Annotated in this window: 25 protein-coding genes and 1 pseudogene; 19 read left to right on the top strand and 7 right to left on the bottom strand. The window is 38.6% G+C overall.

Annotation, left to right across the window (positions count from 1 at the left end):
* The first annotated feature begins 163 nt into the window (after positions 1 to 163).
* The 8 genes from A5889_RS08655 to A5889_RS08620 all read left to right on the top strand — a co-directional run bounded on the left by A5889_RS08655 (position 164) and on the right by A5889_RS08620 (position 8,955).
* Complete coding sequence (locus A5889_RS08655; RefSeq protein ID WP_087640499.1) at positions 164 to 937, top strand: SDR family NAD(P)-dependent oxidoreductase; 774 nt, start codon at positions 164 to 166, stop codon at positions 935 to 937.
* A 5-nt stretch (positions 938 to 942) separates the two neighbouring features.
* The gene (locus A5889_RS08650; protein ID WP_176372809.1) at positions 943 to 1,404 is read left to right on the top strand and encodes a MarR family winged helix-turn-helix transcriptional regulator; all 462 of its coding nucleotides are present in this window, start codon (positions 943 to 945) and stop codon (positions 1,402 to 1,404) included.
* Positions 1,405 to 1,796: 392 nt separating this feature from the next.
* Complete coding sequence (locus A5889_RS08645) at positions 1,797 to 2,621, top strand: PRD domain-containing protein (protein WP_087640501.1); 825 nt, start codon at positions 1,797 to 1,799, stop codon at positions 2,619 to 2,621.
* A gap of 100 nt (positions 2,622 to 2,721) precedes the next feature.
* Positions 2,722 to 4,623: a beta-glucoside-specific PTS transporter subunit IIABC gene (locus A5889_RS08640; protein ID WP_087640502.1), complete on the top strand. Its 1,902-nt coding sequence runs from the start codon at positions 2,722 to 2,724 to the stop codon at positions 4,621 to 4,623.
* 12 nt (positions 4,624 to 4,635) lie between these two features.
* Positions 4,636 to 6,108, top strand: coding sequence for a sulfatase-like hydrolase/transferase (locus A5889_RS08635; RefSeq protein ID WP_087640503.1), 1,473 nt, complete (start codon positions 4,636 to 4,638; stop codon positions 6,106 to 6,108).
* 94 nt (positions 6,109 to 6,202) lie between these two features.
* Positions 6,203 to 7,315 carry a radical SAM/SPASM domain-containing protein gene (locus tag A5889_RS08630; protein WP_087641519.1) on the top strand — a complete coding sequence of 371 codons (1,113 nt, stop codon included), beginning with the start codon at positions 6,203 to 6,205 and terminating at the stop codon, positions 7,313 to 7,315.
* A complete protein-coding gene (locus A5889_RS08625; RefSeq protein ID WP_087640504.1) occupies positions 7,312 to 8,088 on the top strand; it encodes a sulfite exporter TauE/SafE family protein in 777 nt (258 codons plus the stop codon). Before A5889_RS08630 ends, A5889_RS08625 begins: the two co-directional genes overlap by 4 nt.
* A 15-nt stretch (positions 8,089 to 8,103) precedes the next feature.
* Complete coding sequence (locus tag A5889_RS08620; protein ID WP_087640505.1) at positions 8,104 to 8,955, top strand: formylglycine-generating enzyme family protein; 852 nt, start codon at positions 8,104 to 8,106, stop codon at positions 8,953 to 8,955.
* A gap of 110 nt (positions 8,956 to 9,065) precedes the next feature.
* Here A5889_RS08620 and A5889_RS08615 read toward each other — a convergent pair whose 3' ends face one another.
* Positions 9,066 to 9,917, bottom strand: coding sequence for a DUF3592 domain-containing protein (locus tag A5889_RS08615; RefSeq protein WP_087640506.1), 852 nt, complete (start codon positions 9,915 to 9,917; stop codon positions 9,066 to 9,068).
* A gap of 731 nt (positions 9,918 to 10,648) precedes the next feature.
* Here A5889_RS08615 and A5889_RS08610 point away from each other — a divergent pair.
* The 4 genes from A5889_RS08610 (at position 10,649) to A5889_RS08595 (ending at position 12,803) form a co-directional block, all read left to right on the top strand.
* A complete protein-coding gene (locus tag A5889_RS08610) occupies positions 10,649 to 11,065 on the top strand; it encodes a hypothetical protein (RefSeq protein ID WP_087640507.1) in 417 nt (138 codons plus the stop codon).
* A 3-nt stretch (positions 11,066 to 11,068) separates the two neighbouring features.
* The gene (locus A5889_RS08605) at positions 11,069 to 11,287 is read left to right on the top strand and encodes a helix-turn-helix transcriptional regulator (RefSeq protein ID WP_087640508.1); all 219 of its coding nucleotides are present in this window, start codon (positions 11,069 to 11,071) and stop codon (positions 11,285 to 11,287) included.
* 4 nt (positions 11,288 to 11,291) lie between these two features.
* The gene (locus A5889_RS08600; protein WP_087640509.1) at positions 11,292 to 12,185 is read left to right on the top strand and encodes an NAD(P)-dependent alcohol dehydrogenase; all 894 of its coding nucleotides are present in this window, start codon (positions 11,292 to 11,294) and stop codon (positions 12,183 to 12,185) included.
* A 96-nt stretch (positions 12,186 to 12,281) separates the two neighbouring features.
* On the top strand, positions 12,282 to 12,803 hold the full coding sequence (locus A5889_RS08595; RefSeq protein WP_087640510.1) for a hypothetical protein: 522 nt from the start codon (positions 12,282 to 12,284) through the stop codon (positions 12,801 to 12,803).
* A 92-nt stretch (positions 12,804 to 12,895) separates the two neighbouring features.
* On the opposite strand, the gene A5889_RS08590 is transcribed toward A5889_RS08595, so the two are convergent.
* Positions 12,896 to 13,534, bottom strand: coding sequence for a Crp/Fnr family transcriptional regulator (locus tag A5889_RS08590; protein WP_087640511.1), 639 nt, complete (start codon positions 13,532 to 13,534; stop codon positions 12,896 to 12,898).
* A 150-nt stretch (positions 13,535 to 13,684) separates the two neighbouring features.
* Complete coding sequence (locus A5889_RS08585) at positions 13,685 to 14,659, bottom strand: tRNA dihydrouridine synthase (protein WP_087640512.1); 975 nt, start codon at positions 14,657 to 14,659, stop codon at positions 13,685 to 13,687.
* Between the two features lie 227 nt (positions 14,660 to 14,886).
* Here A5889_RS08585 and A5889_RS08580 point away from each other — a divergent pair, with 227 nt between their 5' ends.
* The 4 genes from A5889_RS08580 to A5889_RS08565 all read left to right on the top strand — a co-directional run bounded on the left by A5889_RS08580 (position 14,887) and on the right by A5889_RS08565 (position 17,723).
* Positions 14,887 to 15,171 carry an ArsR/SmtB family transcription factor gene (locus A5889_RS08580; RefSeq protein ID WP_087640513.1) on the top strand — a complete coding sequence of 95 codons (285 nt, stop codon included), beginning with the start codon at positions 14,887 to 14,889 and terminating at the stop codon, positions 15,169 to 15,171.
* A 48-nt stretch (positions 15,172 to 15,219) separates the two neighbouring features.
* Positions 15,220 to 16,155 (top strand): ABC transporter ATP-binding protein, encoded by a 936-nt coding sequence (locus A5889_RS08575; protein WP_087640514.1) that lies wholly within the window; start codon positions 15,220 to 15,222, stop codon positions 16,153 to 16,155.
* On the top strand, positions 16,148 to 16,918 hold the full coding sequence (locus A5889_RS08570; RefSeq protein ID WP_087640515.1) for an ABC transporter permease: 771 nt from the start codon (positions 16,148 to 16,150) through the stop codon (positions 16,916 to 16,918). Before A5889_RS08575 ends, A5889_RS08570 begins: the two co-directional genes overlap by 8 nt.
* A gap of 583 nt (positions 16,919 to 17,501) precedes the next feature.
* Positions 17,502 to 17,723 (top strand): hypothetical protein, encoded by a 222-nt coding sequence (locus A5889_RS08565; RefSeq protein WP_087640516.1) that lies wholly within the window; start codon positions 17,502 to 17,504, stop codon positions 17,721 to 17,723.
* A 70-nt stretch (positions 17,724 to 17,793) separates the two neighbouring features.
* Here A5889_RS08565 and A5889_RS08560 read toward each other — a convergent pair whose 3' ends face one another.
* The 4 genes and pseudogenes from A5889_RS08560 to A5889_RS08545 form a co-directional block, all read right to left on the bottom strand.
* Positions 17,794 to 18,990, bottom strand: coding sequence for an MFS transporter (locus tag A5889_RS08560; protein ID WP_087640517.1), 1,197 nt, complete (start codon positions 18,988 to 18,990; stop codon positions 17,794 to 17,796).
* A 98-nt stretch (positions 18,991 to 19,088) separates the two neighbouring features.
* The gene (locus A5889_RS08555) at positions 19,089 to 19,535 is read right to left on the bottom strand and encodes a MarR family transcriptional regulator (protein ID WP_087640518.1); all 447 of its coding nucleotides are present in this window, start codon (positions 19,533 to 19,535) and stop codon (positions 19,089 to 19,091) included.
* 68 nt (positions 19,536 to 19,603) lie between these two features.
* Positions 19,604 to 19,738: pseudogene (locus A5889_RS08550) on the bottom strand (hypothetical protein); the annotation flags it as partial.
* A 15-nt stretch (positions 19,739 to 19,753) separates the two neighbouring features.
* Entirely contained in the window at positions 19,754 to 20,563 is an 810-nt protein-coding gene (locus A5889_RS08545) for a hypothetical protein (protein WP_087640519.1), read from the bottom strand.
* A 387-nt stretch (positions 20,564 to 20,950) separates the two neighbouring features.
* Between A5889_RS08545 and A5889_RS08540 the strand changes: the two genes are divergently transcribed.
* The 3 genes from A5889_RS08540 to A5889_RS08530 all read left to right on the top strand — a co-directional run bounded on the left by A5889_RS08540 (position 20,951) and on the right by A5889_RS08530 (position 25,070).
* Positions 20,951 to 22,702, top strand: a complete 1,752-nt coding sequence (locus tag A5889_RS08540) for a DUF2264 domain-containing protein (RefSeq protein ID WP_087640520.1) — start codon at positions 20,951 to 20,953, stop codon at positions 22,700 to 22,702.
* On the top strand, positions 22,689 to 23,519 hold the full coding sequence (locus A5889_RS08535; protein WP_087640521.1) for a hypothetical protein: 831 nt from the start codon (positions 22,689 to 22,691) through the stop codon (positions 23,517 to 23,519). The genes A5889_RS08540 and A5889_RS08535 overlap by 14 nt, the downstream gene beginning before the upstream one ends.
* A 387-nt stretch (positions 23,520 to 23,906) precedes the next feature.
* A complete protein-coding gene (locus A5889_RS08530) occupies positions 23,907 to 25,070 on the top strand; it encodes a glycoside hydrolase family 88 protein (protein ID WP_087640522.1) in 1,164 nt (387 codons plus the stop codon).
* Positions 25,071 to 25,078: the final 8 nt, after the last annotated feature.

The following is a 25,078-nucleotide window of genomic DNA, read 5'->3' as shown; positions in this document are numbered from 1 at the left end:
CAGGGATTGGATCGTAACTCTTAGAGTTATGTTCCGATCCTTTTTTTCATTCATTTATTGTAGTTTTAGGATTATTTACCCTTAACTACTTGATTCTTTTGCAAGATATGCTATTATATGTTTAGACATATATGTCTAAACACGAAAAATAAGGAGAGAAATCATGAATAAATACACGTTGGTTACAGGCGCATCTTCAGGAATAGGAAAGGCTTTTGCGGAGTATTACGCAAAAGAGAAAAAGAATTTGATTTTGATTGCTAGGTCAGAAGAAAAATTATCTGATTTGAAGCAACAATTAGAAAAACAGTTTAAGGTAAAGGTACAAACATTTTCTTTCGATTTATCTGAACAAAAAAGTCCACAAGAAATTTATCGTTTGGTTCAAAAACCGGATGTATTTGTTGAGACACTGATAAACTGCGCAGGATATGGTTTAAGTGGTGCTGTAAACGAGTTGAGTTATGAGAATCAACATAATCAAATAAATTTGAATGTCCTTTCGTTATTTGATCTAACAAAACTCTTTCTAGAGCCTATGTTAAAAAGGAATACGGGAACCATCATCAATGTCGCATCGACTTCCGGGTATCATCCTATACCGAATATGGCAGTATATGCTGCAAGTAAAGCTTTTGTCTTATCGTTCACTGAAGCCTTGGCGATCGAATGCTCTAAAACAAATGTAAAGATTTTCGCCATAAGTCCTGGGGCGACAGACACCAACTTCTTTTCATCTGGCGGCGGCGTGTCATATGGCAATTTACGCACACCGGAGCATGTCGTACAAGTAACGATCGATGCGTTGAACAAAGGGAAGATCTCAAAAATCGATGGGGTCAACAATTATTTTACAAGCACCTTTTTGCCAAGATTACTACCTAGAAAAAAAATGGTAAAAGTAGTGTATAATATAATGCAAAAACAAATGGAGTGATTTTTTTGTACTATATCGAAGAATTGCGGTATCTTATTAAAGCCGTTGATAGAGAAGGTGAGCTAAACTACGCCCGTAGATTAAAAGCGATAAATATCACGCCCAGTCAATACGAAATACTAAAAATATTATCTTTAAAAAATGGCCTATCTATCTCTGAAATTGGTGAATTACTCATTTGTGGATCAGAGAATCCAAGTAGATTGATCGATCGGTTGGTCTTAAAAAATTTAGTAGAAAAAAAGAATAGTAAACAGGATAGCAGGATAGTCAATATTTGCATCACCTCAGAAGGCATGGCAGTCGTAAAGGAAGCAGCAATGATCGAAGAAGAATTTAATGAAGATATAAAGTCTGGCTTTAATAATGAGGTTACTGTAGAACAATTGATAGAGGTGCTAAAAAAACAGGTGGAAGGAACCAAGACGCTTGGTAAAATTGAAAAAAGAAAAAATATAGAAGCTTAAAAATCTTCTGTTGGAACTGACTTTCTGAATGTTATTAAGATCGATATCTATTTAGCATTATGCGATGAGCTAATTTCAACTATGATGTCACTGTGAGTGTCAATGACACGCGGATAAATGCTCCTATTCGTTGAGTATTGACTGGAGATCAAACGATAGTTACGCAGTTACTATAATTAAAGGAAGGAGTGCAGGATAAACGAAAGCTCAGTTTTATTTCGTACTCTAAAACGTAAAAAAACGCTTGCATTTTCAGTTTAAATCGTTTATATTTAAATCAATCAAATGGGTAGTTACTGATAAAGCAGGCTATACCTTATTACATGTGTGGGTTCTACACGTGTGCTAAGGTATGCCTGTTTTTTTATGTGCTTATGGAGGTGAGCTGAGTCTTGAAGATCAAAAAGATCCTGAATAATAATGCTGTGCTGGTCGGAAAAGACGGTAAGGATTTTATCTGGATCGGGACAGGATTAGGGTTTAAAATGAAACCAGGGTTGGAAGCAGATGAAGGTAAGATCGAGAAAATTTTTGTGTTAAAAGAAAAGACCTCCTATCAGCGTTTTGAAGCATTGATTTCTTCGATTCCGATTGAATATTTTTCTTTAACAGATGATATTATCCAAATAGCAAAAGAAAAACTGCATTATAAGCTGAGCGAAATGCTCTATATTTCTTTGACCGATCATTTATTCAACTTAATAAAGTTGCATCAGCAAGGATTGTCTCTACATAATCGTTTATCCTGGGAGATCAAAAAGTTTTATCCTAAAGAGTTCGAAGTGGGAAGACAGGCTTTACAGCTGATTGCAGAAAAAATGAAGGTCACTTTAGAGGATGAGGAAGCAGGGAATATTGCGATGCATTTGATCAATGCTCAGATCAATGAGGATGGGTTACAAACGATTGATGCACAAACGGCGGCAAAGAAAATTCGCGATATCGTTACGATCATACGTTTATCCAATAAATTGATCATCAATGAAGATTCTCTGGCGTATGACCGTTTTGTGACGCATTTACGTTTTTTCTTTCAACGATTGAGTCGTAGAGAAGTCGTCTCAAAGCCGAATCCGCTGCTGACAAATGTAAAAGAGCAATATGACCAAGCATTTCAGACGATGAGATTGATCGAGGAGTACCTTGACTCGCCACTTAGTGACGATGAGCAGCTATATTTGACTTTGCATATTCAAAAATTAATAGAGAACGATTAGGGTTGTTACTGGTAAAGCAGGCAAGACTGACAAAAACTTTCTTTGGGAGAGTCTTTGTTTGTCTTGCCTTTTTATATGAAATTTAGAAAGGAAGAAAAAAATGGCCTATGAAAAATTAGTACAAGAAATATTGAGCGGTGTTGGAGGGAAAGAAAATATTAATGGGTTGACTCATTGTATTACTCGTTTACGTTTCAATCTCAAAGATGAAGGAAAAGCTGCGACAGATAAATTGAAAGAAGTACCAAGAATCGTAACAGTTGTTCAAAGCGGCGGCCAATATCAAGTGGTCATTGGCAATCATGTGCCGGAAGTGTATAAGGAATTCATCGAAGCTGCTGGTTTGTCATCAGATATGAATGTTGTGGAAGAGAAAAAAGGATTGCTGGATAGCTTTATTGACATTATTTCAGGTATTTTTACTCCAGTTTTAGGCTTGTTGGCTGCGACAGGGATGATCAAAGGGCTGAATGTGCTATTTGTTTCTTTAGGCTGGATCACGAATACATCAGGAACGTATGCCATCTTGCAGGCCGCTGGAGATTGCTTCTTTTATTTCTTCCCTATATTTTTAGGGTATACGGCTGCGAAAAAGTTTGGACTGAATCAATTTGTAGGTATGGCATTGGGTGCAGCGCTTGTATATCCGGCAATTGCTAACTTAACGACCAATGCGGAGCCTTTGTATACATTATTTTCAGGAACGATTTTTGAATCTCCTGTCTACATTACTTTTTTAGGGATTCCAGTTATTTTGATGAGCTATAGCTCAAGCGTAATTCCGATCGTCATCGCAACCTTCTTTGGCGGAAAATTTGAAAAGGCGTTGACAAAAATTATTCCTAGTGTTTTGAAAAGCTTTTTGGTTCCTTTTTTGACTGTTTTAGTTATCGTACCGTTAACGTTTATCGTGATTGGACCAATGGCTACTTGGATGGGGGATCTTTTAGGTAAAGCTGTTTTGGCGATTTATACGTTTAGTCCCGTGATCGCAGGTCTGGCAGTAGGTGCGGTCTGGCAAGTGCTAGTGATGTTTGGCTTGCATTGGGGAATCATTCCGATCGCAATCAATAATATTAGTGTTTTAGGCTATGATCCTGTGATGGTTTTAGGTCAAGCGACACCATTTGCAACAGCGGGTGCTGTTTTAGCGGTGATCATTAAATCTCGGAACACATCGGTTCGTGCAATGGGAATTCCAGCTTTTATTTCTAGCTTGTTTGGTGTTTCTGAGCCATCTCTATACGGCATTACTTTGCCGCGGAAAAAACCGTTTATCGCTACATTGATTTCAGCTTCTGTCGGCGGTCTGATCATGGGGATCTTTGGAACGAAGTCTTACATTATGGGTGGTATGGGGATTTTTAGTTTACCGAATTATATTAGTCCGGATGAGGGGATCGGTAGCGGTTTTTATGGCTATGCGCTTGCGATCGTCGTAGCGTTTGTCCTTTCATTTGGTCTAACATTGACTTTCTTGTATGATCCAAAGGCAGATCGTGAAGCACAACAGAAAAAAGATAACGAAGGCCGCACAGTGGAACCGATCAAAACGGGATTGATGACAGAACTGGAAGTGCCGCTTCCACTTGCTGGAGAGGTTTATCCATTATCAGATATAGATGATGCTGCATTTTCTACAGGCTTATTAGGAAAAGGGCTGGTTGTGCGTCCAAGTGATGGGAAAGTTTATGCGCCTTTTGATGGGACGGTTGAAACACTGTTTCCAACAAATCATGCGATCGGCTTAAAATCTGAGGAAGGCATTGAGCTTTTGATCCATATTGGGATGGACACCGTAAATTTAGAAGGGAAACATTTTACGCCTCACGTGAAGCAAGGAGACAACATCAAAAAAGGACAGCTGCTTTTAGCGTTTGATGGCGCTGCGATTCAAGATGCTGGCTATTCGATCGATACGCCGATCGTTGTTACGAATACGAAAGAGTATCTTGACGTGGTAGAAAAAATTGCAGAGAGTGAATTAATTATTATTAAGTAAAGGAGTAACATCATGCGAGCAATAATGATCATGTTTGATACGTTATCACGGGATTTTTTATCCAATTACGGCAATCAGTGGATGAAGACACCCAATTTTCAGCGATTAAGAGAAAAAACAACGACCTTTGATAATTTTTACGGAGGGAGTATGCCGTGCATGCCGGCTCGGCGGGAATTGCACACGGGACGGTACAATTTTATGCATCGTATGTGGGGACAGTTGGAGCCGTTTGATCATTCGATTTTTGAAGTGATGCAAAAAAATGGAATCTACTGCCATCTGGTAACCGACCACTCGCATTATTTTGAAGATGGCGGAGCGACCTATCATAATCGTTACTCTACTTGGGAAGGCTTTCGAGGACAGGAAGGTGATCGCTGGGCACCTAGAAAGCTGGGCGAAGATCATCCAAAACAAAATCCTTTGAATAAGACTGGCATTTCAGTCGAGCAACATTTCGCTAATCGTCAAAAGCAAACCGTAGAAGAAACGATGTCCAGTCCCTTGACGATAAAGGCTGGTTTAGAATTTTTAGATGCGTACAAGACCGAAGAGGACTGGTTTTTACAAATTGAATGTTTCGATCCGCATGAACCATTTTTTGTACCTGAAAAGTATCGTGAGATGTATCAGGAACAGCCGACAGATCGTCCGTACTTCTGGCCTAAATACGGACGTGTGCCAGAAGATGTGGGTGACGATGATTTAGTAGAACTGCAAAAAGAGTACGCTGCACTAGTTAGCATGTGTGATGTGCATTTAGGAAAGCTTTTAGATTATCTGGACGAAAATAACATGTGGGAAGATACCTTGGTGATCATCAATACGGATCACGGCTTCTTACTTGGTGAGCATGATTGGATCGGGAAAAATGTAGCACCAATGTATGAAGAAATTATTCATCTGCCATTTTTTATCAGTTATCCTGATAGCACGACAGGCAATCACTGTCAAACACTTAGCCAAACGATCGATATTCCGGCTACATTGCTGGATTACTTTGGCATCGAAAATCAGCTGGAAATGGATGGTAAATCCTTGCTGCCGATATTAAAAAAAGAGCAACGAGAGCTGCATCCTGAAATTATTTTTGGAACCAATGGAGGACATGTCAATATTTATGACGGCCGCTATGTATATATGCGTGCATCCGTTCATCCAGATAATGGTCCGAATACGATCCAGACATTGAACTATGCGATGATGCGCGGCTTTTTGAAGAAAGAGATGCTGGATCAATTCACTAGAAAACCAGGGAACCGGTTTACGAATCAATATCCGTATACAGAAATTGCAGTAACGACCTACATTGATTCTTATTCGATAGGACATTTACTTTTTGATTTAGCAAATGATCCTAAACAGGAGCGGCCGATCCAAGATGAACAGATCGAAGCTGAAATGTTGAGTAAATTAGTGAAAATGATGAATAAAATTGAGGCACCAGATAGTGAATATGAACGCTTAGGTATTCAAAAATAGAGAAGGAAAGAGCGTTTCTTTAGAGCCATTATATCTAAAGAAGCGCCTGTTTTCCTAAATGGAATAATAGAGACTAGGAAGCAAAGGTGAAATGATGAAACACATATCTGTTTTGATCAAACCGGCGTCGTCTATGTGCAACCTTCGTTGTAGCTATTGTTTTTACGCTAATGTCAGTTCTCTTAGGGAAGTTCGATCGTATGGGAAGATGACAGAGGATGTGGCAAAGAAGATGATCGAAAACATATACATAGATCTAGAAGACGGGGATGAGCTGACGTTAGCTTTTCAAGGCGGAGAGCCGACTATGGCAGGATTGAATTATTTTAAAAATATCGTCGCTCTGATCGATCAACAAAAAAAGCATGTTCGAGTGCATTATGCGATCCAAACAAACGGTACGATTATCAATGAAAAATGGTGTGAATTTTTCAAAGAGCATCATTTTCTAGTAGGGTTATCCATTGATGGACATCCTTTGTATCATGATTTAAACCGTGTCGATCCGAAAGGACGCGGAACTTTTTATCGCGTGTTGGAAACGAAGCAACTTTTTGACCGCTATGAGATTGATTACAATATCTTATGTGTGTTAACCAATCCGCTGGCCAAAGAAGGTGAGAACGTCTTTCGATTTTTAAAAGAAGAGGAAATCGATTATGTGCAGTTCATTCCTTGCCTTGATGAGTTAGATTCAGTAGAAAAAAGCAGCTACGCTTTAACACCAAACCATTTTGCGGCTTTTTATCATCAAATGCTGACTCTTTGGTTAGCAGAATTGAAAAACGGCCGCTATATAAGTATTAAGTTATTCGATGATTTGATAAATTTGCTGGTGCATCAGCAAGTAAGTGTCTGCGGTATTTTAGGTAACTGTCAAGTTCAGTATGTGATCGAAGCAGATGGCAGTGTGTATCCGTGTGATTTTTATGTGTTAGATGAATATCGAATGGGGTATATTCAGGAAAACTCTTTGCGGGAAATGTTCGAACAAGAGATATCCAAACGATTCATTTGTGAGCGAGCAGTACTCTCTCAAACATGCCATAGTTGTTCTTTTAAGCAAATGTGTGGCGGTGGTTGTAAACGAATGAAGGATGCTGTCTACGTAGATGAACAAGGGCTTTGCGGCTACCAGCAGGTCTTAAAGGAATTTATACCGAAAATAGAAGAGATACTGAGGTTGCTACAGGAGGTAAGAGTGTGATAGGGATTCTTTATTTTATTGTGATCGTACTAGCGAATACCGTAGGAGCCGTTTCTGGCATGGGGGGCGGTGTGCTGATTAAACCGATTTTTGATTTTATTGGTGCGCATAATGTAGCTTCGATTTCTTTTTATTCTGCTACTGCGGTTTTTACGATGTCGATCGTTTCTACTTCGCGTCAGTTAATGAGTGGTCGCAAAATTAATTGGCAAATCGTCTGTTGGGTATCTGCTGGCGCTATTCTAGGAGGGATTCTTGGAAATGTTGTCTTTGAAACCTTTCTGAGCTGGTTCGGCAATGAAGATAGTGTCCAGCTGATTCAAATTTCGTTAACAGTGATCACTTTAGTTTTTGCTTTACTTTATACCAAATATGATTGGCGAAACTTCCATTTGACGCATGTTTTTTGGTATTTATCTTGTGGTTTTGTTCTGGGTTTTTTAGCGAGTTTGTTAGGAATAGGCGGAGGACCGATCAACGTTTCGTTACTAATGCTGCTATTTTCTTTACCAATCAAAGATGCCACGATTTATTCGATTTGCACGATTTTCTTTTCTCAATTTGCTAAGCTAATCGTGATCGCTTGTTCTACCGGTTTTGGTCGATACGATTTAACGATGTTATGGTTTATCATTCCAGCTGCTATCGTTGGCGGTCTACTGGGGGCAAATCTAAGCAACACGCTGTCATCGAAGAAAGTAACATTGATTTTCCAAGGTGTGATTATTCTAGTTTTACTTATTAACTTGTATAATGCTTGCCAATTGTTATAGAAAGAAGGGAACGTTATGATCGCTATTCCAGAGGGAGTATATAAAATTGGTACGGATCAGCCAGATGGATTTCTGACAGATAATGAAGGGCCGCAAATCACCATTCAGCATCCTGCTTTTAGCATTGATGAAACAACAGTGACGAATGAAGCATTTGCCATTTTTGTTAAGGAGACAGGCTATATTACAGAGGCTGAAAAGTTTGGCTGGTCTTTTGTTTTTCATTATTTTGTAAGTGAAGAAATAAAAAAAGCGAATAAAAAAGTTCCGAATATGAGTTGGTGGTACGCAGTAGGAGGTGCAGACTGGCAACATCCAGAAGGGCCAGACTCATCTATCGAAAAGCGGAGGGATCATCCAGTTGTTCAAGTATCTCGAAATGATGCCGTTGCTTATTGTTTGTGGGCTGGAAAAAGGTTACCTACAGAAGCAGAATGGGAAATTGCAGCAAAAGGGGGAACCGATTTCGAAAAGTATTACTGGGGGAATAATTTACTTGAGAATGGTTTCTATCACTGTAATATTTGGCAAGGTGACTTCCCAAAACTGAATACGTTAGAAGATGGTTTTGCGAGTACGGCACCAGCTAAATGGTATGAAGCAAATGCTTATGGACTTTACCAGCCGATCGGAAATGTTTGGGAATGGTGCAGTAATCCCGCCCGTATCGACTTAACAGCATTTCAAAAGAAGGACAGCAGCTATTTTTGGGAAGAGCATCAGAAAATAGATGACCAGATGTATGCCACTCGTGGAGGATCTTTTTTATGTCATCAGTCTTATTGTAAACGATATCGAATTGCCGCTCGAAATGGAAATACTGGTATGTCGGCTGCGAATAATTTGGGGTTTCGGTGTGTAAAATAACAGAACTTGGTAGAATCTAAAAAACGAAACCAACGCATGCTTCTTCAAATAACTGAAGGGAATGCGTTGGTTTTTGTTTTGTATAGTTAACTACCGCGAACGTAAATTCTTTAAAAACCGGATTCATTGACCGAGACAATGATCGATTGTGATGTAATAACAATTGATTGAGGATCTTGTTGTAAATACAAAACATCGACTACTTTACCAACATTTAGTTTTTCAGCACTTTCAGCTAACATGACTCTTGTGATTTCAGCATCGTATTGTTCGCCATCTACTTTTGTGACGCGTAAAGTCAATGTGAGCTCTGGATTTCCTTTTATGATTTTTCCTGTAGGCGTTTTTGACAGTATCACAGCTTGCCCTTGCTGTCCTTTTTTTGCTGTATCCAGCATTTTGTTGGTTAATAGACCTTTATCGATCATATATTTGTTAAGTGCTTCTTGTAATGACACTTGATCTTGTGTAAAATCTAGCGCAATGTCTTCTGGATTATCTTTATTGTATCTAATGGGTAGCAAAGCACCTGGCTGAAAGTTTGCCATCATAGTCATTGGAATAACTTTCAAACACTCTGCTGTGACCATTTGCCCCGTTGTTGTCTCAAATTCAAGCGTTACTCCCAACTGAGGATGACTGTTGACGGAAGTACCAGTTGGACGGGTCGCGACCAGCTTTCCAAACGTTAAGATGCCATTTTTTACTAACGAAGAATTCTTTTTTGCGTTAGTCAGGAATGGAAATAGTGATCCGACTATTACTAAAATAGCACCAGGGATCATCAAGCGGGGCATCCAGTAAAATATTGTGCTGCTAATTGTTTTCATGTCTTCCATACTCCGAGAACCGTTGCTTAGTATTTTTAGCTTAACAAAACTATAAATCACTAGTAAGGTCAATGCTGCAAAACACAATTCTCCTAGTATGATAAATATATTTAATCTTCTTTTTTTCTTCATTAATTACTCCTTATTTATACCTTTTTGCTTGTAAAACTCCCTTTTTATCCCATGTGGATCAATTTTGAACTAAATGAAAATCAAAGTATAGAAATCTTTCATAGACAAGAATATGATAGTGCTTAAGCTATCAGTTGAGTGACCCCTATTAAACTATTCTTCTGGCAACTAGTATTCCAAAAGTAATCAATCGTTCTTTTTTTTGTTATATTATAGATGGTTTTTCATTTTTTAAAAGCATATGAAAGTCTATTTTTCTTTTTAAGAGTATAATCGATTATATCTTGAAAAGAAGTATATCACAGCTTTTTCGATTAATAAACACATTTTTTATATGAAATAAGCTTAGGATAAAAAAGAGTTAACCATGATAAAACATTGATATCCGATTATATATATTGTTATTTATTATTGTTTTTTTACCTTTTTTAGAACCAAAGCGTAAGTTAAAATCGGTAGACTGAAAGCAATTTTTCAGAGTGGCAAAAAAAACTAAACATGGAGATATTTTTTACTCAAGGCTACATTGATCTTAGAATCAGCAAATTCTATTTGTAGTTTCGGTGAAGTGTATTTTTTTATCAGAAATGTATGAGCGGATTCAATCGTATTAGTTGGCTTAGCAAAATCGGGGAAGAAAGAATTTGGAATGACAATAACACTTGACATCGTTTTTATTTATGTTATGATCGATGTGTCAATAAGACTTGACAAAAAAGGAGGATATGAAAATGTCTAAAAAAATATATACCATAATTGAAGTCATTAAAATTTTTGTGCTAAGCTGGTTTGTCGGATTGGTTTATCAAGCATCTGTTGCTAGCGATCATTTTGGTTCTGAACTAAAGGTGATTGGGTATACATTTTTAATTATGTTGGGAACATTAGTTATTAGTTCGATCGTTCTTGATATTGTTATTTCGTTTTTTACACCAAAAGAGAAACACTTTTTCGGTGAATGGGAGAAAATGATCAATAAAAATATCCTACAGAATTTTGCGTATGCACTATCGATTTTCTTTGTAGCAGTTATGGCTGCCTTTGCGTTAGAGCTGGCTTTTACTCAAATCATCCTGCTGTTTCATATGGGCTTTTTTGTACTGATCGCTACGAACAATATCACAAAAGCATACTATTATGAGGGCTGATCTATGAAAAAAGAGAAAGTGATCATCAAGCTGAAGTATTATCGAACAGAAGTAGAAAAGCTGACACAACAAGAACTGGCAGATCGAGTCGGTGTTTCTAGACAATCGATCAATGCGATAGAAAAAGAAAAATTTTTACCAAGTATTGAATTATCATTGAAGTTGGCTCGTTATTTTGGCGTAGCAGTAGAAGAGTTATTTTATTTGGGAACGGAGGAATAATGAAGTGAAAGCTATCTTGTGTACACGATATGATTCCTTTGACGGGCTAAGGATCAAGGAAGTCAAGAAACCATCTATTAAGGAAAATGAACTGCTTATTCGAATAATGGCGAGTACCGTCGCAAGTGGTGATAGTGTTGTTCGAAGAGCATCCAATCCTTTTGTAAAGTTGGTGTTTGGTCTAAGCAAGCCTCGAAACCCTATATTAGGAACGGATTTAGCTGGCATTGTGGAAGCAGTCGGGGGAAAAGTTGCGACATTCAAAGTTGGTGATCGAGTAGTTGCATCAACAGGTATGAAATTTGGCGGACACGCTGAATATATCGCTTTGGATCAAACAGTAGCTATTGCTAAAATACCAGAAGAGCAAGCATTTAAGGATGCGGTCACTCTCCCTTTTGGCGGGAATGCTGGACTTCATTATTTAAATAAAATGAAAAAAGGGAGTGGGAAAAAGCTGCTGATCTATGGAGCATCTGGCGCAGTGGGCTCGTCCACAGTTCAATTAGCTAAAATTTACGGCTTTCATGTCACAGCGGTATGTAGTGCTAGAAACATGGATTTAGTTCGTTCTTTAGGTGCGGATATAGTAAGAGATTATACGTCTGCAGATTGGAAAGAGGAACTAGGTTGTTTTGATCATATCTTTGATGCGGTTGGTAAAACTGACAAGAAGCAGTGGAAGAATCATTTAAATACTAATGGCACTTTTTATACAATTGCAAAAGGATTTGTGAAAGAAAGCGCCCCAAATTTAGACTTGCTACTATCATTGGCTCAGAAAAAACAATTAAAGCCAGTAATCGACAAAGTTTATTCTATGGATCAAATCGTTGACGCTTATAAGCTTGTCGAATCAGGTCGTAAAAGAGGGAATGTCGTGCTAGATTTTCAATAATGGAAGTAAAATCCATGTCATTTATACCTGTGATATAAATGATACAACAAATTTTCTCTATACTGATAAAAAAGTTTCAGTATAGGAGGAATTGATATGTTGAAGAAAAAAAGCGTTCGAATCATTTTACTGATTATTGTACTAGCAATCATTGGTGGAGGAGGATTTCTAGGCTACTATCGGCTGAGTAGAATTCAAGGAACGAAGCAAGAAGAGATCATAAATAAAGAGTTAAAAAATACTACAGCTGCGACAAAGGTCATTGTGTATACTCAAGATCGTGCCTTCAAAAATGAAATAATGAACGAAGTAAAAAAAGAAGTAGCATCCCAAAAGATCTATATGGAAATACAACCGATAGAAGAAATGGACTCAGATTTTAGTAAGTGGGACAAAGTAGTGATTTTTGGGACGGTTCAATCAAGCGAGCCGCCTGGAAATTCCCGCGCTGTGATCGAGGAACATCTTGGCGATAAAAAAATGGGTATCTTTTTAACTGCAGATTCAGGTGTGTGGTCTCATCAGCCTGAGGATGTTGATGTATTTGCAAGTGCTTCTAAAAACGAAAATAGTAAAGTGTTTAAAGAGAAGATCCTCGCGTTTATTGACAATAAATAAGCAAATGAGACTAAGATAAAAGCGTTTATTTCCGATTACTAAGGTTAGAGAGCAAAACAAAACTGTTCGTTAGTTTTGTCCGCTCTCCTTTTTTATTGTGCTAGTATAAACGGGCTTTTCTTTCTAATCAAGAATCCTTCACGATGCAGTTCTTTAAGACAAACTGAAATACGTGACTGAGAAGTCCGACAAAATTTAGCTAGAATCTCTTGTGTGAAAACAGCCGGAATTTCGAGTTGTTCCAAGTCGTTCAATTCTCCAATAAAATCGGCAAGATAGCTCAATAATGTTTGAACTCTGTCTTTTGGCGACAAAGAAAGCAAATCGAAAAAACGATAATGTCTTTGAAAAATATCAGCAAAATTTGTCAGAAGAAGCTCGTAGTAGGCAGGATGTACATTAAGCGTCGCAAGTAAATAGTCTTTTTTGATTTTGATCACCGTTGCTTTTGCGCTGAGAACGCTGATCGCATGCCCCTTCGTTTGATAGCTTGAAAAAGTGTCTAAACCAAAAAAGTCATTGCTAAAAATAAACGAAGAAATAAAACTGTTTGCTTCAGTTATGACTTCTACTGAAAGAATGCCGTCTACCAAAAAAAATAAATGGTCGGATTTGTCAAATTCTGTTACGATCGAATGCCCTTTTTCAAGCGTTCGTTCTGTAATGTTGTGCATCGAATCTGTTGTCTTTAAATAATCGATCAGCTGTTGGTTGTTTTTAAATAATTCCATAGCATGCTCTTTTCTTTTTTCTGACTTTATTATAACTGTTTTTTTAGTGTAGTTGTATATAAAAAAGAGACAGGAACAAAAGGGTTTCTTCTGTTCCTGCCGTTTATTCGTTATAAAGAGCGATGTCTTACGTTCAAAAAATGAGTGTACTTAAGTTTCAGGTGTATCTTGTTTAGTAAATGAAGCTAAGATATGTCTTACTTCATCGGTTGATTTTGTATTCATCAATTGAACTCGTAAGTCGCTTGCGCCTGGAAAGCCTTTGACATAGATTTTAAAGAAACGGTGCAATCCAACGATCGAGCGTGGTGCTAGCTCGGCGTAGTGATCTTGTAGATCAAGCTGCAGCTGCAATAAGCCCAACAGTTCTTGCGTAGAATGTTTCTTTGGTTCTTTTTCAAAAGCGTACGGATTTTTGAAAATTCCACGGCCGATCATAATACCATCTACGCCATATTGTTCAGCAAGTTCCAATCCTTTTTGACGATCGGGGATATCCCCGTTGATCGTGATCAAGGTTTGCGGTGCGATACGATCGCGAATTGCCATGATTTGCGGGATGATTTCCCAATGAGCATCGACTTTACTCATTTCTTCCCGTGTCCGTAAATGGATGGAGAGGTTTGCGATATCTTGTTTCAGTAAATGAGTGATCCAATCCTCCATCTCGTCGATTTTTTTATAGCCGATGCGTGTTTTGACACTCACAGGTAAATTGCCGGCTTTAGCTGCTTCGATCAATTCAGCGGCTACTTCCGGGCGCAAAATCAATCCGCTGCCTTTGCCACGTCCAGCGACATTTGGTACAGGACAGCCCATATTGATGTCGACACCTTTAAAGCCCATCTCAGCTAAACCGATACTCATTTCACGAAAGAATGCTGGATTATCGCCCCAAATATGTGCAACCATCGGCTGTTCATCTTCTGTGAAAACTAAGCGACCCTGCACACTTTCTTTGCCATCAGGATGACAGTAGCTGTCTGAATTGGTGAATTCAGTAAAAAAGACGTCAGGTGCGCCGGCTTTTTGAACGACATGACGAAAAACGACATCCGTCACATCTTCCATGGGTGCTAAAATAAAAAAAGGTTTCGGTAATTCCGACCAAAAATTTGTTGTCATCTATATTCTCCGCTCTATTGCTTCATTATGATTTAGAAAAACAGTTTTATTATACAAGGAATCAAAGAAAGAAGCAAAAAACAGAAATCATTTTCTGTGTAGATTATTTCTTCGAGCAGTGTGATTTTAGTGTGGATCAGCTGTCTTATAGTAGTCTTTCTTGACAATAAAAGAACATTAATTTATATTTAACATAGACAATCATCTATGTAAGGGAGTGACTGAAAATGAACTATGACAAAACGTCATCTGTACTCAAAGCCATGGCTGATCCAAAACGATTGAAAATCATCGATCTTCTTTCAAATGGTACGATGTGTGCATGTGATGTATTGGAGCATTTTGATTTCACGCAGCCGACGCTCTCCCATCATATGAAAGTATTAGAGAAAGCTGGAATTGTTTCTGTTAGTAAGCAAAGTCAGTGGCATCACTACACATTAAAAGAAGAATTTGTCAAAGAGTTTATGCTTTCTATGACACAATTGCTTTCTACTAACGATCAGCAGTGAAAAATCAGATAAATCAAGAAGTATATGACAGAAGGAGATTTTTACTAAATGAGTTACGCATTAGAGATAAAAGACTTGAAAAAAGTGTATGCAACAGGAGTTGAAGCACTGCGTGGGATTGACCTAGCGGTAGAAGAAGGAGATTTTTATGCGTTATTAGGGCCAAATGGTGCTGGAAAATCAACAACGATCGGTATTATCACTTCCTTAGTGAACAAAACATCAGGAAAAGTGAAAGTGTTTGATTATGATCTTGATACGGATTTAGTTCGTGCAAAGCAGCAAATTGGATTAGTACCGCAAGAATTCAACTTTAACCCGTTTGAAACAGTACAACAAATCGTGGTCAATCAAGCGGGCTACTACGGGGTATCACGTAAAGAAGCGTTGGAACGCAGTGAAAAATACCTAAAGCAGTCTGACTTATGGGAGAAACGGAATGTTCGTGCGCGGATGTTATCTGGCGGGATGAAGCGTCGATTGATGATTGCTCGTGCGCTGATGCATGAGCCGCGTTTATTGATTTTAGATGAGCCAACGGCCGGAGTGGATATTGAACTGCGCCGTGAAATGTGGGAGTTTTTAAGAGAGTTGAATGAGAGCGGCACAACGATCATTTTGACTACGCATTATTTGGAAGAAGCTGAAATGCTGTGTCGAAATATTGGTATCATTCAGTCTGGAGAATTGATCGAAAACACAAGTATGAAAGCTCTATTGGCTAAATTACAGTTTGAAACATTTATCTTTGACTTAGCTCCGTCTGATAAAAAACCGGAAATTGTCGGCTATAAGAGCGCTCTGGTGGACGAACAGACGCTTGAGGTGGAAGTAGAACGTGATCAAGGGATCAACGAAGTATTCAAACAATTGAGTGATCAAGGAATCAAAGTTCTTTCAATGCGAAACAAATCGAATCGATTAGAAGAACTATTTTTAAAAATCACCGAAGAAGAACATCATGTGGAGGAAAAAAATGTCTAATCTTTATTTTACAGCTTTAAAAAGCTTAGCAGTGAAAGAAACGAATCGCTATATGCGGATCTGGGTTCAAACATTAGTACCACCTGTCATTACGACATCTTTGTATTTTATTATTTTCGGGAAAATGATCGGGGGACGAATCGGTGATATGGGCGGTTTTTCTTATATGGAATTTATCGTACCAGGATTGATCATGATGTCAGCGATCACAAGCTCTTATTCCAATGTATCTTCATCTTTCTTTTCGCAAAAATTCCAGAAAAATATTGAAGAATTATTAGTAGCGCCAGTACCGACGCATGTGATCATCTGGGGGTTTGTTTTTGGCGGACTAGGTAGAAGTATTCTTGTAGGAACACTGGTTACGATGATTTCGTTATTTTTTGTTCCGCTGCATGTGTATTCATGGTTTATGGTGATCGTGACACTTCTGATGACCGCAACTTTATTTTCTTTGGCAGGTTTATTAAATGGGATTTTCGCACAATCATTTGATGATGTTTCGATCGTGCCGACCTTTGTTTTGCAGCCATTGACGTATCTTGGCGGAGTTTTTTACGCAATTTCAATGCTGCCGCCATTTTGGCAAGCCGTATCAAAAATCAATCCGATCGTTTACATGATTTCAGGCTTCCGTTTCGGTTTCTTGGGAACAGAAGATGTACCAGTTGCCGTATCGTTGGCGATTTTGATTCTCTTTATCGTGGTGCTGTATTCGGTTTGTTGGTACTTGATCGATAAAGGTCGGGGATTGAGAAGTTAAAACGGTTCTTTTAGCTAAAAATATTAAAGAGGCTGGTACAGAAGTCACTTTGGTGTGAGTAAATGGAGTGGAAAATAAGCAATGCGAAAAGCGTATGATTCGTTTTCATGAAGTTGCTGAATAAGCTGACTTTGTGGCACCGTTTCTTAAAAAGTAGAGTCCGAGGCAAAACTGTTTTTTAGTTTTGTTTCGGACTTTTTTGTCTTCATCTACCAGGAAACGAAAAAAAGAATATATAATCTTTTTCTTCGTTTTTAAATGTGGTTAATTGATTATCCTGCGGACAAGAAAAGCTTAGTATAAAAAAGGTATTCATAATAGATAAAGAGATAGAAGTGTTTTTAAGAAATGAAAATCATCAAATCGTGTATATAGCAGAAGATGTACCAAAGTAAGTGGAACATTTACTATTTTGAAGTATGTTAAAACAAATTTTATTTTACTGGGAAGTATAGTCAAAATTGAGAATATCTCGTTAAATAATCTGATGAAAATATTTTTAAATAATTGATTAAAATAGCAATAGAGTCGTTTAGATATCAAAGCTATATTAAATATTTTTATAAAGAAAAGAGGAATACCCTTGGAAGAAACAGCTATTATCGACTTGCTTCAGCAAGTTCCAACACATACATTGCCGATGGATCAAGTGATCAGCAGTGTTTGCGGAAAATCGGAAATTGAAATTACAAATAAGGAGCGTATTATTTTCTCATCCCGCTTAAAATACATGGACTCCGTTCAAAAAAAATATGAATCAGATTTAGGAAAAACAACAACGATCATCCACTTAAAAAAGAAATAGACAAGTGAAAAATACGGATAGATGAATGGAAATTCAGTGCTGGTTTTGTTTTCGTATCGTAGAAAGCGCTTCATTCGATTGCAGATGCTCTCAGAACAAAAGCGGCGATTCCAATCAATAAAATACCCATAAAGGCTGGCATTGCATGACTGAATACAGCATACAACTGTCCGCCTAGCAATGGTCCGATCACGCGAGCTAGTGCCTGCATACTTTGCGCGCTGCCTTGGATTTGACCTTGCGCGCTTGCACTGACCGATTTTGACAACATTCCATTGAAAGAAGGGCCAAAAACAGAATCACCTAAACCAAAGAAAATCATCCCTAAAATGAAGCACCAAGAGTACGCAGTAAACGCTGATAAGAGAATAAAAAAGTACCCAATGAGTTCGCTGATCATTCCTACTAAAGCAATAGATTTATCCGGCATGATTTTCAATAGACGCGGCATAATGAATACCTGAGAAAAGATATCAAGTATGCCGATGATCGAAAAAGTTAGTCCGATAAGAATCGGCTGCCAAGTGAATGTATCGATTGAAAATTGAGAAAAAATAGCTTGTAGTGAACCGTTCGGCAGCCAAACAAGAAAGCCTGTGAGCAATAACCATTTGACTGGCAGAAGAGAGAAGACGCTGGATAATTGACCAAATGGGTGAAGCTGTTTTACCTTCAATTTAGGTGTACGTTTTGCTTGTACGAGACTTTCCGGCATGAAAAAATACCCGTAAGCTGCGTTTAATAAGGTAATAACAGCTCCAGCGTACATCGGAACTCGATGACCAAATGTAGCCAGAGTACCGCCGATGATTGGACCTAATGTAGTTCCGACGCCGACGAGCGCACTGATCCAGCCAAAGTATTTTGTTCGTTCCTTTTCAGGAGTGATATCTGCAAAATAAGCAAAAATCGCAGATATTTCTCCGCCAGTCACTCCTTCGATGATTCGGCCTAGGAAAAGGACCCAAAGAGCTCCGCCTATGCCAAAAATAATGTAACCCAATGCTGAACCTAACAAACTGAGGATCAGTACAGGTCGACGCCCGTAGCGATCGCTTAAAGAGCCTAAAATAGGTGCAGCGATAAAAACGGCTAAAGCATAAATCGACATTAGTGAGGTGACGATCGTTGCCTGTTTGCTAGGATCTTTTGTATAATCAGAAACTAAAAATGGCAATACTGGACTAACGATAGTCAAACCCAATCCAGTCAAAAAGACCGTAATAAAGCCAAAAATCAACGCATGTTTATTGATAGAATGATTCATTAAATTTCTCCTTTAGTAATATTGTTTCTTAGGAAACAATATTACTTTAACCTCGTTTTGTTTCCTTGTCAACAAAAAATGAAAATAAAAAATACCACTTATTTAGTGATATTTTTTAGATGATGTCTATATCGACCGATGAATCTGAAAATCGTATCAAATTCTTCTTTCGTCATATGTGCGAAAACATCCTGATCACGTATCAAAAATGCTTCATGCAATTGCTGATGAATCGTGTTGATCTCTTGCCCCTTTTTTGTTAGTTCAAAATAGATTTCTTTTTTATTATCTTCGTTTTGATAGCGTTGAATGATATTTTTAGCGAGTAATTTTTTGGTCAATTTACTGATAGCACCACGAGTCATGTAGCTTGCCGCAGCAAGTTTTGTGACATTTGCTTCAGGGATAAGAGCAATATGTTCGATCAATTCGATTTCGTTCAAGGTATAGCCAGCTAAAGCAGACTCTAATTCCGGCTTATTGAGCCAAATGATTTCATTACAGAGATCCATCAGTTCACTCATCAATTGTTGTCTATTATCCATGCGAACTCCTTTATACTTTTTCTTTAGTATAGGAGCTTTTTGTTTCTTTTGCAACAAAAATCAGGAGGTTAGTATATTGACTCGATCGTTACAGCTGTACCGTAAGCTGTAACGATGATCAATAAAATATCGGAGTTGATAAATTGGTCATAATTGACCTTCAAAGAAAGAATTGCATTGGCCTCTAACGAGTAGTTTCTATCTTTTAGCTTTTTTACTTAATCAATAACAGTCCATTCATTGATCGTTTTTCCATCTCTATCAGTCAACTCCAGCCAGCTGTTAGTGCCGCCGAAATAAAGAAATAGCCCAACTTCATTAACGCTTTTTAAGACGATATCTTCGGTAGTCACATTATTTTTGATCTTATCAACGTGATCTTCACGAATGCGTTGCCCCATTTTTGCAGAAAAACCTAGGGAACCATCCTTGTTTAAAGGTGGTGTGGCCATCAGTGTAGCCCCAGCTTTTAGCAACATTTCATTCCGTTTTTGCCAGAAAACGGTCGCTTTGCTCTCTCGGGTATCGACAGTAAATTCGATTTGGCTGACTTCTTTCGTCCACTTATGACGCGCTTTAGCAGGTTTTGGTTTGTCATTTTTGGCTTCTGGAGCCGGGCTTAAAGAATAGCCGAAAGTTTTTAGAACAGCTAAGAGCTCTTCTTTGAATGCGGTCGTCGTTTTTTGAGCATTCTTAGGAATCGTAATTTCCGCTTGTTGCGTGTTGATCAAGTCGTGTCCACATTTTTTTGCCTCATTGATGAGTGATTGTTCTAGGTAATCTAGCTCAACATCCCACGGGACAGAGAGATGCATAATTTTATTAAATGCATTTTTTTCGATTGTATCAGGAACTTCGGATCGGCCGATCGAAATAATCGTATGATCGTTTAGTAACATATAAAGCTCTGATAGAGCGAGTTTCATATTCGCTTTTGTTACAGGCAAAATAGTAAGGGTGCTTTGAGTAGGCTTTATTTTTATCGTTGTCTTTTTTGGGGTGATCGCCACATCTAGTTTGATTTCCATGGGAGGCTCCTTTGTTTTTTGATAGCTAAATTTTACCATGAAAATTGCTGGAAGTCTTTCACTCCCTTCACGTGAATGTCTATAACATTTGAAGACGAACGTTATTTTAAACTCTAAAGGTAAAATAAATCCCAAAATTTAATTATGAAAATCGGATACTGCTTTTGCTAGAAAAACTCATTTTTTTCTCATGAATGTGAGGGTAACTAAATTTATGAAAGAGCTGTTTGAAAGGGTTAGTAAACTTGAGGGTTTAACATAATAGGTTAAGTGAAAGACTAGTGAAATAAATTTCTCATTTTTGAGTCTACTAGTAAGAAAATAAGGCTTGAAAAATCTGAACTTGCTTGATATTCTGTTCAATAAATTGATGAAGGAGGAGCCACCGTGGGAATTTTGAGTGAAAATCCTTTTTTGACTCGGCAGGATTATCAGGAAGCTTTAGAAAAAATCATGCAGCCGTTAAGAGCGATCATACTAGAGAATGATCAGCCAGGAGTGAACTTAGGGAGCAGTGGTGCTGTCTATGATCGAAAACGAACGGAAATGGAAGCGCTTGTGCGTCCTTTGTGGGGAGTCGCCCCGTACTGGACTGCTTGTCAGGATGATGAACTAAGAGACGCTTATGTCGCTAAATTGATAAAAGGAACCGATCCGAAGAACGCAAACTATTGGGGAGACATAGAAGATTATGATCAATACATTGTTGAAGCAGCAGCCTTAGCTTTGACGTTATTACTGCATAAAGAATATTTCTGGGAGCAACTACCTGAACAAAATCAGCAATCTGTGGTGGAATGGCTGTCACAGGCTTTGACACGTAAGATCCCGAAAAACAACTGGACTTTTTTCAAGGTGTTGATCCGCCTTGCGCTTTATCATTGTGGAGAAGTACTAGAAAAAGAACAGTTAGAGCAGGAACTGGAATTGATCGATTCTATGTACATTGGTGAAGGCTGGTACGTGGATGGAAAAGCAACACAGCGGGATTATTATGTAGCATTTGCTTTTCATTATTATGGCTTGATTTATGCTACGTTTATGAAATCAGAAGATCCGAAGTGGTCAGAGCGTTTTATTGAACGAGCAATGTTATTTGCACAGGATTTTATTTATTATTTCGATGAAGAGGGAGAAGCATTGCCTTATGGCAGAAGTCAGACGTACCGTTTCGCACAAGGTGCTTTTTTCTCTGCGTTAGTTTTCGCAGATGTAGAGGCGATTGCTTGGGGAAAAGTGAAAACGCTGTTGTCTACGCATTTAAAGCGCTGGATGAATCATGACATATTTACCTTTGATGGACGATTGTCGATCGGCTATCATTATGAAAATTTGGTGATGGCAGAAGGCTACAATGCACCAGGTTCTCCATACTGGGCACTCAAGACCTTTTTATTATTGGCAGTGAAAGAAGAGCATCCATTTTGGTCGGCAGCTCCTCTGCCTATTCAAAGAACAGAAAAAAGAGTGATCGAAAAAGGCAATATGCTATTCGTTCGTGAGGCATCAGGAAATCATTTATTAGGTTATCCTGCTGGGATGATGATCGAGAATCAGGCCCATGCACAGGCAAAGTATAGTAAGTTTGTTTATTCAACCAAATTCGGCTTTAGTGTACCTAAAGCTGGCGTTTCTTATGAGGAAGGTGCGTTTGATAATACCTTGGCTCTTTCGCGTGATGGTTTGTATTTTCGAACGAAAGGGAAGGTTACAGCGTACCAATTGACGGAAGACTGCGTTTCCTATGAGTGGATGCCATTTGAAGAAGTTCAGATCCAGACAGAAATCTACCCATTTGGACAATGGCATCTGCGTGTCCATGACATAGAAACAACGATTCCTTTGAAGATTCGAGAAGGCGGTTTTAGTGCTCCCTTGTCTGGACGTAAACCCAATGGAACTATCGACTCAACGTGGTGCAGTGTTTCAGAAGGGGAGTTGACATCACGGATGATCGCTATTTCAGGATACGATGAGGCGACCATTATTCAACCGGAAGTCAATACCTCATTGTTTTTCCAGAGAACTAGTTTGCCATGCTTACTAAAAGAGCTGCCAGTAGGCAATCATCGCTTGATTTGTTTAGTTGGCGGGATCGTTGCTGAGAAAGAAAGGACAGAAAAAGATGATAAAAATTGAATTGAAAAATAAACAGAATCAAACGATCGTTGGTCGTATCGATCATGAGAAGGAGAAGCACCCATTCGTTGCAGAAGGGAAAGAGCTTGCCGTATTGGCTATCAAAAATTATTCTTATGAAGCTGGGGATAAAATCACTGTAACAGTGGTCGGAGATCATCCTTATTTTGTAGCACAATTAGATGAAACACTAGCACCTTCGATCCTTTATTTACCACAAAAAACGTGGGAATATATCATTCCGCTAGAAGAATCTGAAAGGAAAGCATCTGTAGAAACTGCTTTTCGCTCAACACGTCATCATATCATGGTACGACAAGCGCATGCCTTTGAGATAGAAGCCTACCAAAATTTGACGTTCAATTCTCATGATCAAAAAGAATTTTCTGGTGCTTATCCACATGCACATGCCAATGTAGAAACCAGAGACGATGCCGTATTTTTTGCTAAAAATGCGATCGATGGCAAATTTGGAAACTTGTCTCATGGTTCATATCCGTTTGCTTCTTGGGGCATCAATCAACAGACTGATGCTGCACTGACCATCGATTTTGGACGAATGGTAGAAATTGACTGGGTTCGTTTGTTGTTTCGAGCTGATTACCCTCATGATAGTTATTGGACAGAAATCACACTAGCATTTTCTGATGGTGAAGAGAAGATCGTAAAAACAACGAATGCAGTTGAGTTTCAAGAGATTCACTTCCCAGTGAAGGAAACCAGCAGGTTAACATTTAAACAATTAAAGAAAGCGACAGATGATTCTCCGTTTCCCGCGTTGACACAAATCGAAGTTTTCGGGAGAAATAAGGGATAAAAGTGTTTACCTACGAAAAATAAGAAGGAGTTGCTTTTTTCTCGCCACTTATTCAGATTTAGGGTCTGGGACAAAACGCTGTGAGTCAAATCCCAGACACCTGGAATCCGGATAAACGGTGAGAGCAGAAGCAATCCCACTACGTTGCACTCCGATCTCATCAAATGCTAAGGCTAAAGCCCTAAGCTTTGAAGGTCGGAAATAAGAAAGAATTCACAAAAATTATTTTCCAAATTTTTGTGAATTCTTTCTTATTTCTCGGGATTAGACACTTCTGTCTCAACCTCATTCTTTTTCGATTATTTCAGGAAGAAAGGTCGCATTTTATTTTCTTTTACGTTATAATGATTTTAGTTAATATGTTAACAAGTTAAGGAGAGTTGTATAATGAGTCTTCAGGAAAATAAAAAAAGACTGGTCGAATTAGGAGGAAATGTAACAGAAATGTGGCTAAACGAGCAAATCGACTGGTGTGTCTCGCAAATCGAAAAGAACATGCAGCGCTTCGGTACACAGTTTCCATCAGCATGTGCGACAAATGGTAAGTATCGAATCAAAGCAAATGACGACTGGACGAATGGCTTTTGGACAGGCATGCTGTGGTTAGCATATGAATGGACGAAGAAAGATAAATTTTTAGCGTTGGCAATGGAAAATATCCAGAGTTTTCAAAAGCGATTGGATGATCATTTCGTATTGGATCATCATGATATCGGTTTTTTGTATAGTCTATCCGCCGGAGCAGGATTTAAGATCACGGGAAACGATCAGTGTAAACAGGAAGTGTTGCAAGCGGCAGAAGTTCTGCTGGCAAGGTTTCAGGAGCAGGGTGAATTTATTCAGGCATGGGGACAAAAGGGTGACCCTAAAGAATACCGCTTGATCATCGATTCTTTGATCAACTTACCTCTTTTATTTGAAGCGACAGAAATTTCAGGTGATACACATTATTCTGAGATGGCTGAAAAGCATTATCAGACATTGATGAAAACAGTGATCAAAGCGGATGCAACGACCTTCCATACGTATTATTTTGATCCTGAAACAGGACAGCCAAGCCATGGTGCGACGCATCAGGGACATAGCGATTCTTCGATTTGGGCGCGTGGACAGAGTTGGGCGGTATTAGGGATTCCTTTGAATGAGAGTTATCTTCATTCGATGCCTTTTCCAGAAAACTATGCACAAATCGTTGATGTATTTTTGGCCCATTTACCAGAAGATTTAATTCCTTATTGGGACTTTGATTTTACCGATCAGCATCCATCTGATAAAGATAGCTCGTCACTGGCAATTGCAGCCTGCGGACTTATGGAAGCAGAGAAATTGGCAGCTTTTCCAGAAGCTGAAATGCTCGCTAAAGGAATGGTCTATCAGTTAGGAGAACATTACTCGGCGAAAAAACTTCCTGAGAATGAAGGGCTGTTATTACATGGTGTATATGCACATGCGGAAGGGAAAGGAATCGACGAGCCCAATTTATGGGGAGACTATTTTTACTTGGAAGCCTTGATCCGATTAGCAAATCCGCAATGGCAAAGATACTGGTAAAGGGGAAT

Origin of the sequence: Enterococcus sp. 9D6_DIV0238, from assembly GCF_002174455.2 — a bacterium.
In the GTDB taxonomy this organism is placed as follows: domain Bacteria; phylum Bacillota; class Bacilli; order Lactobacillales; family Enterococcaceae; genus Enterococcus_L; species Enterococcus_L dunnyi.
This window is presented reverse-complemented; position numbering and strand designations above follow the sequence as displayed.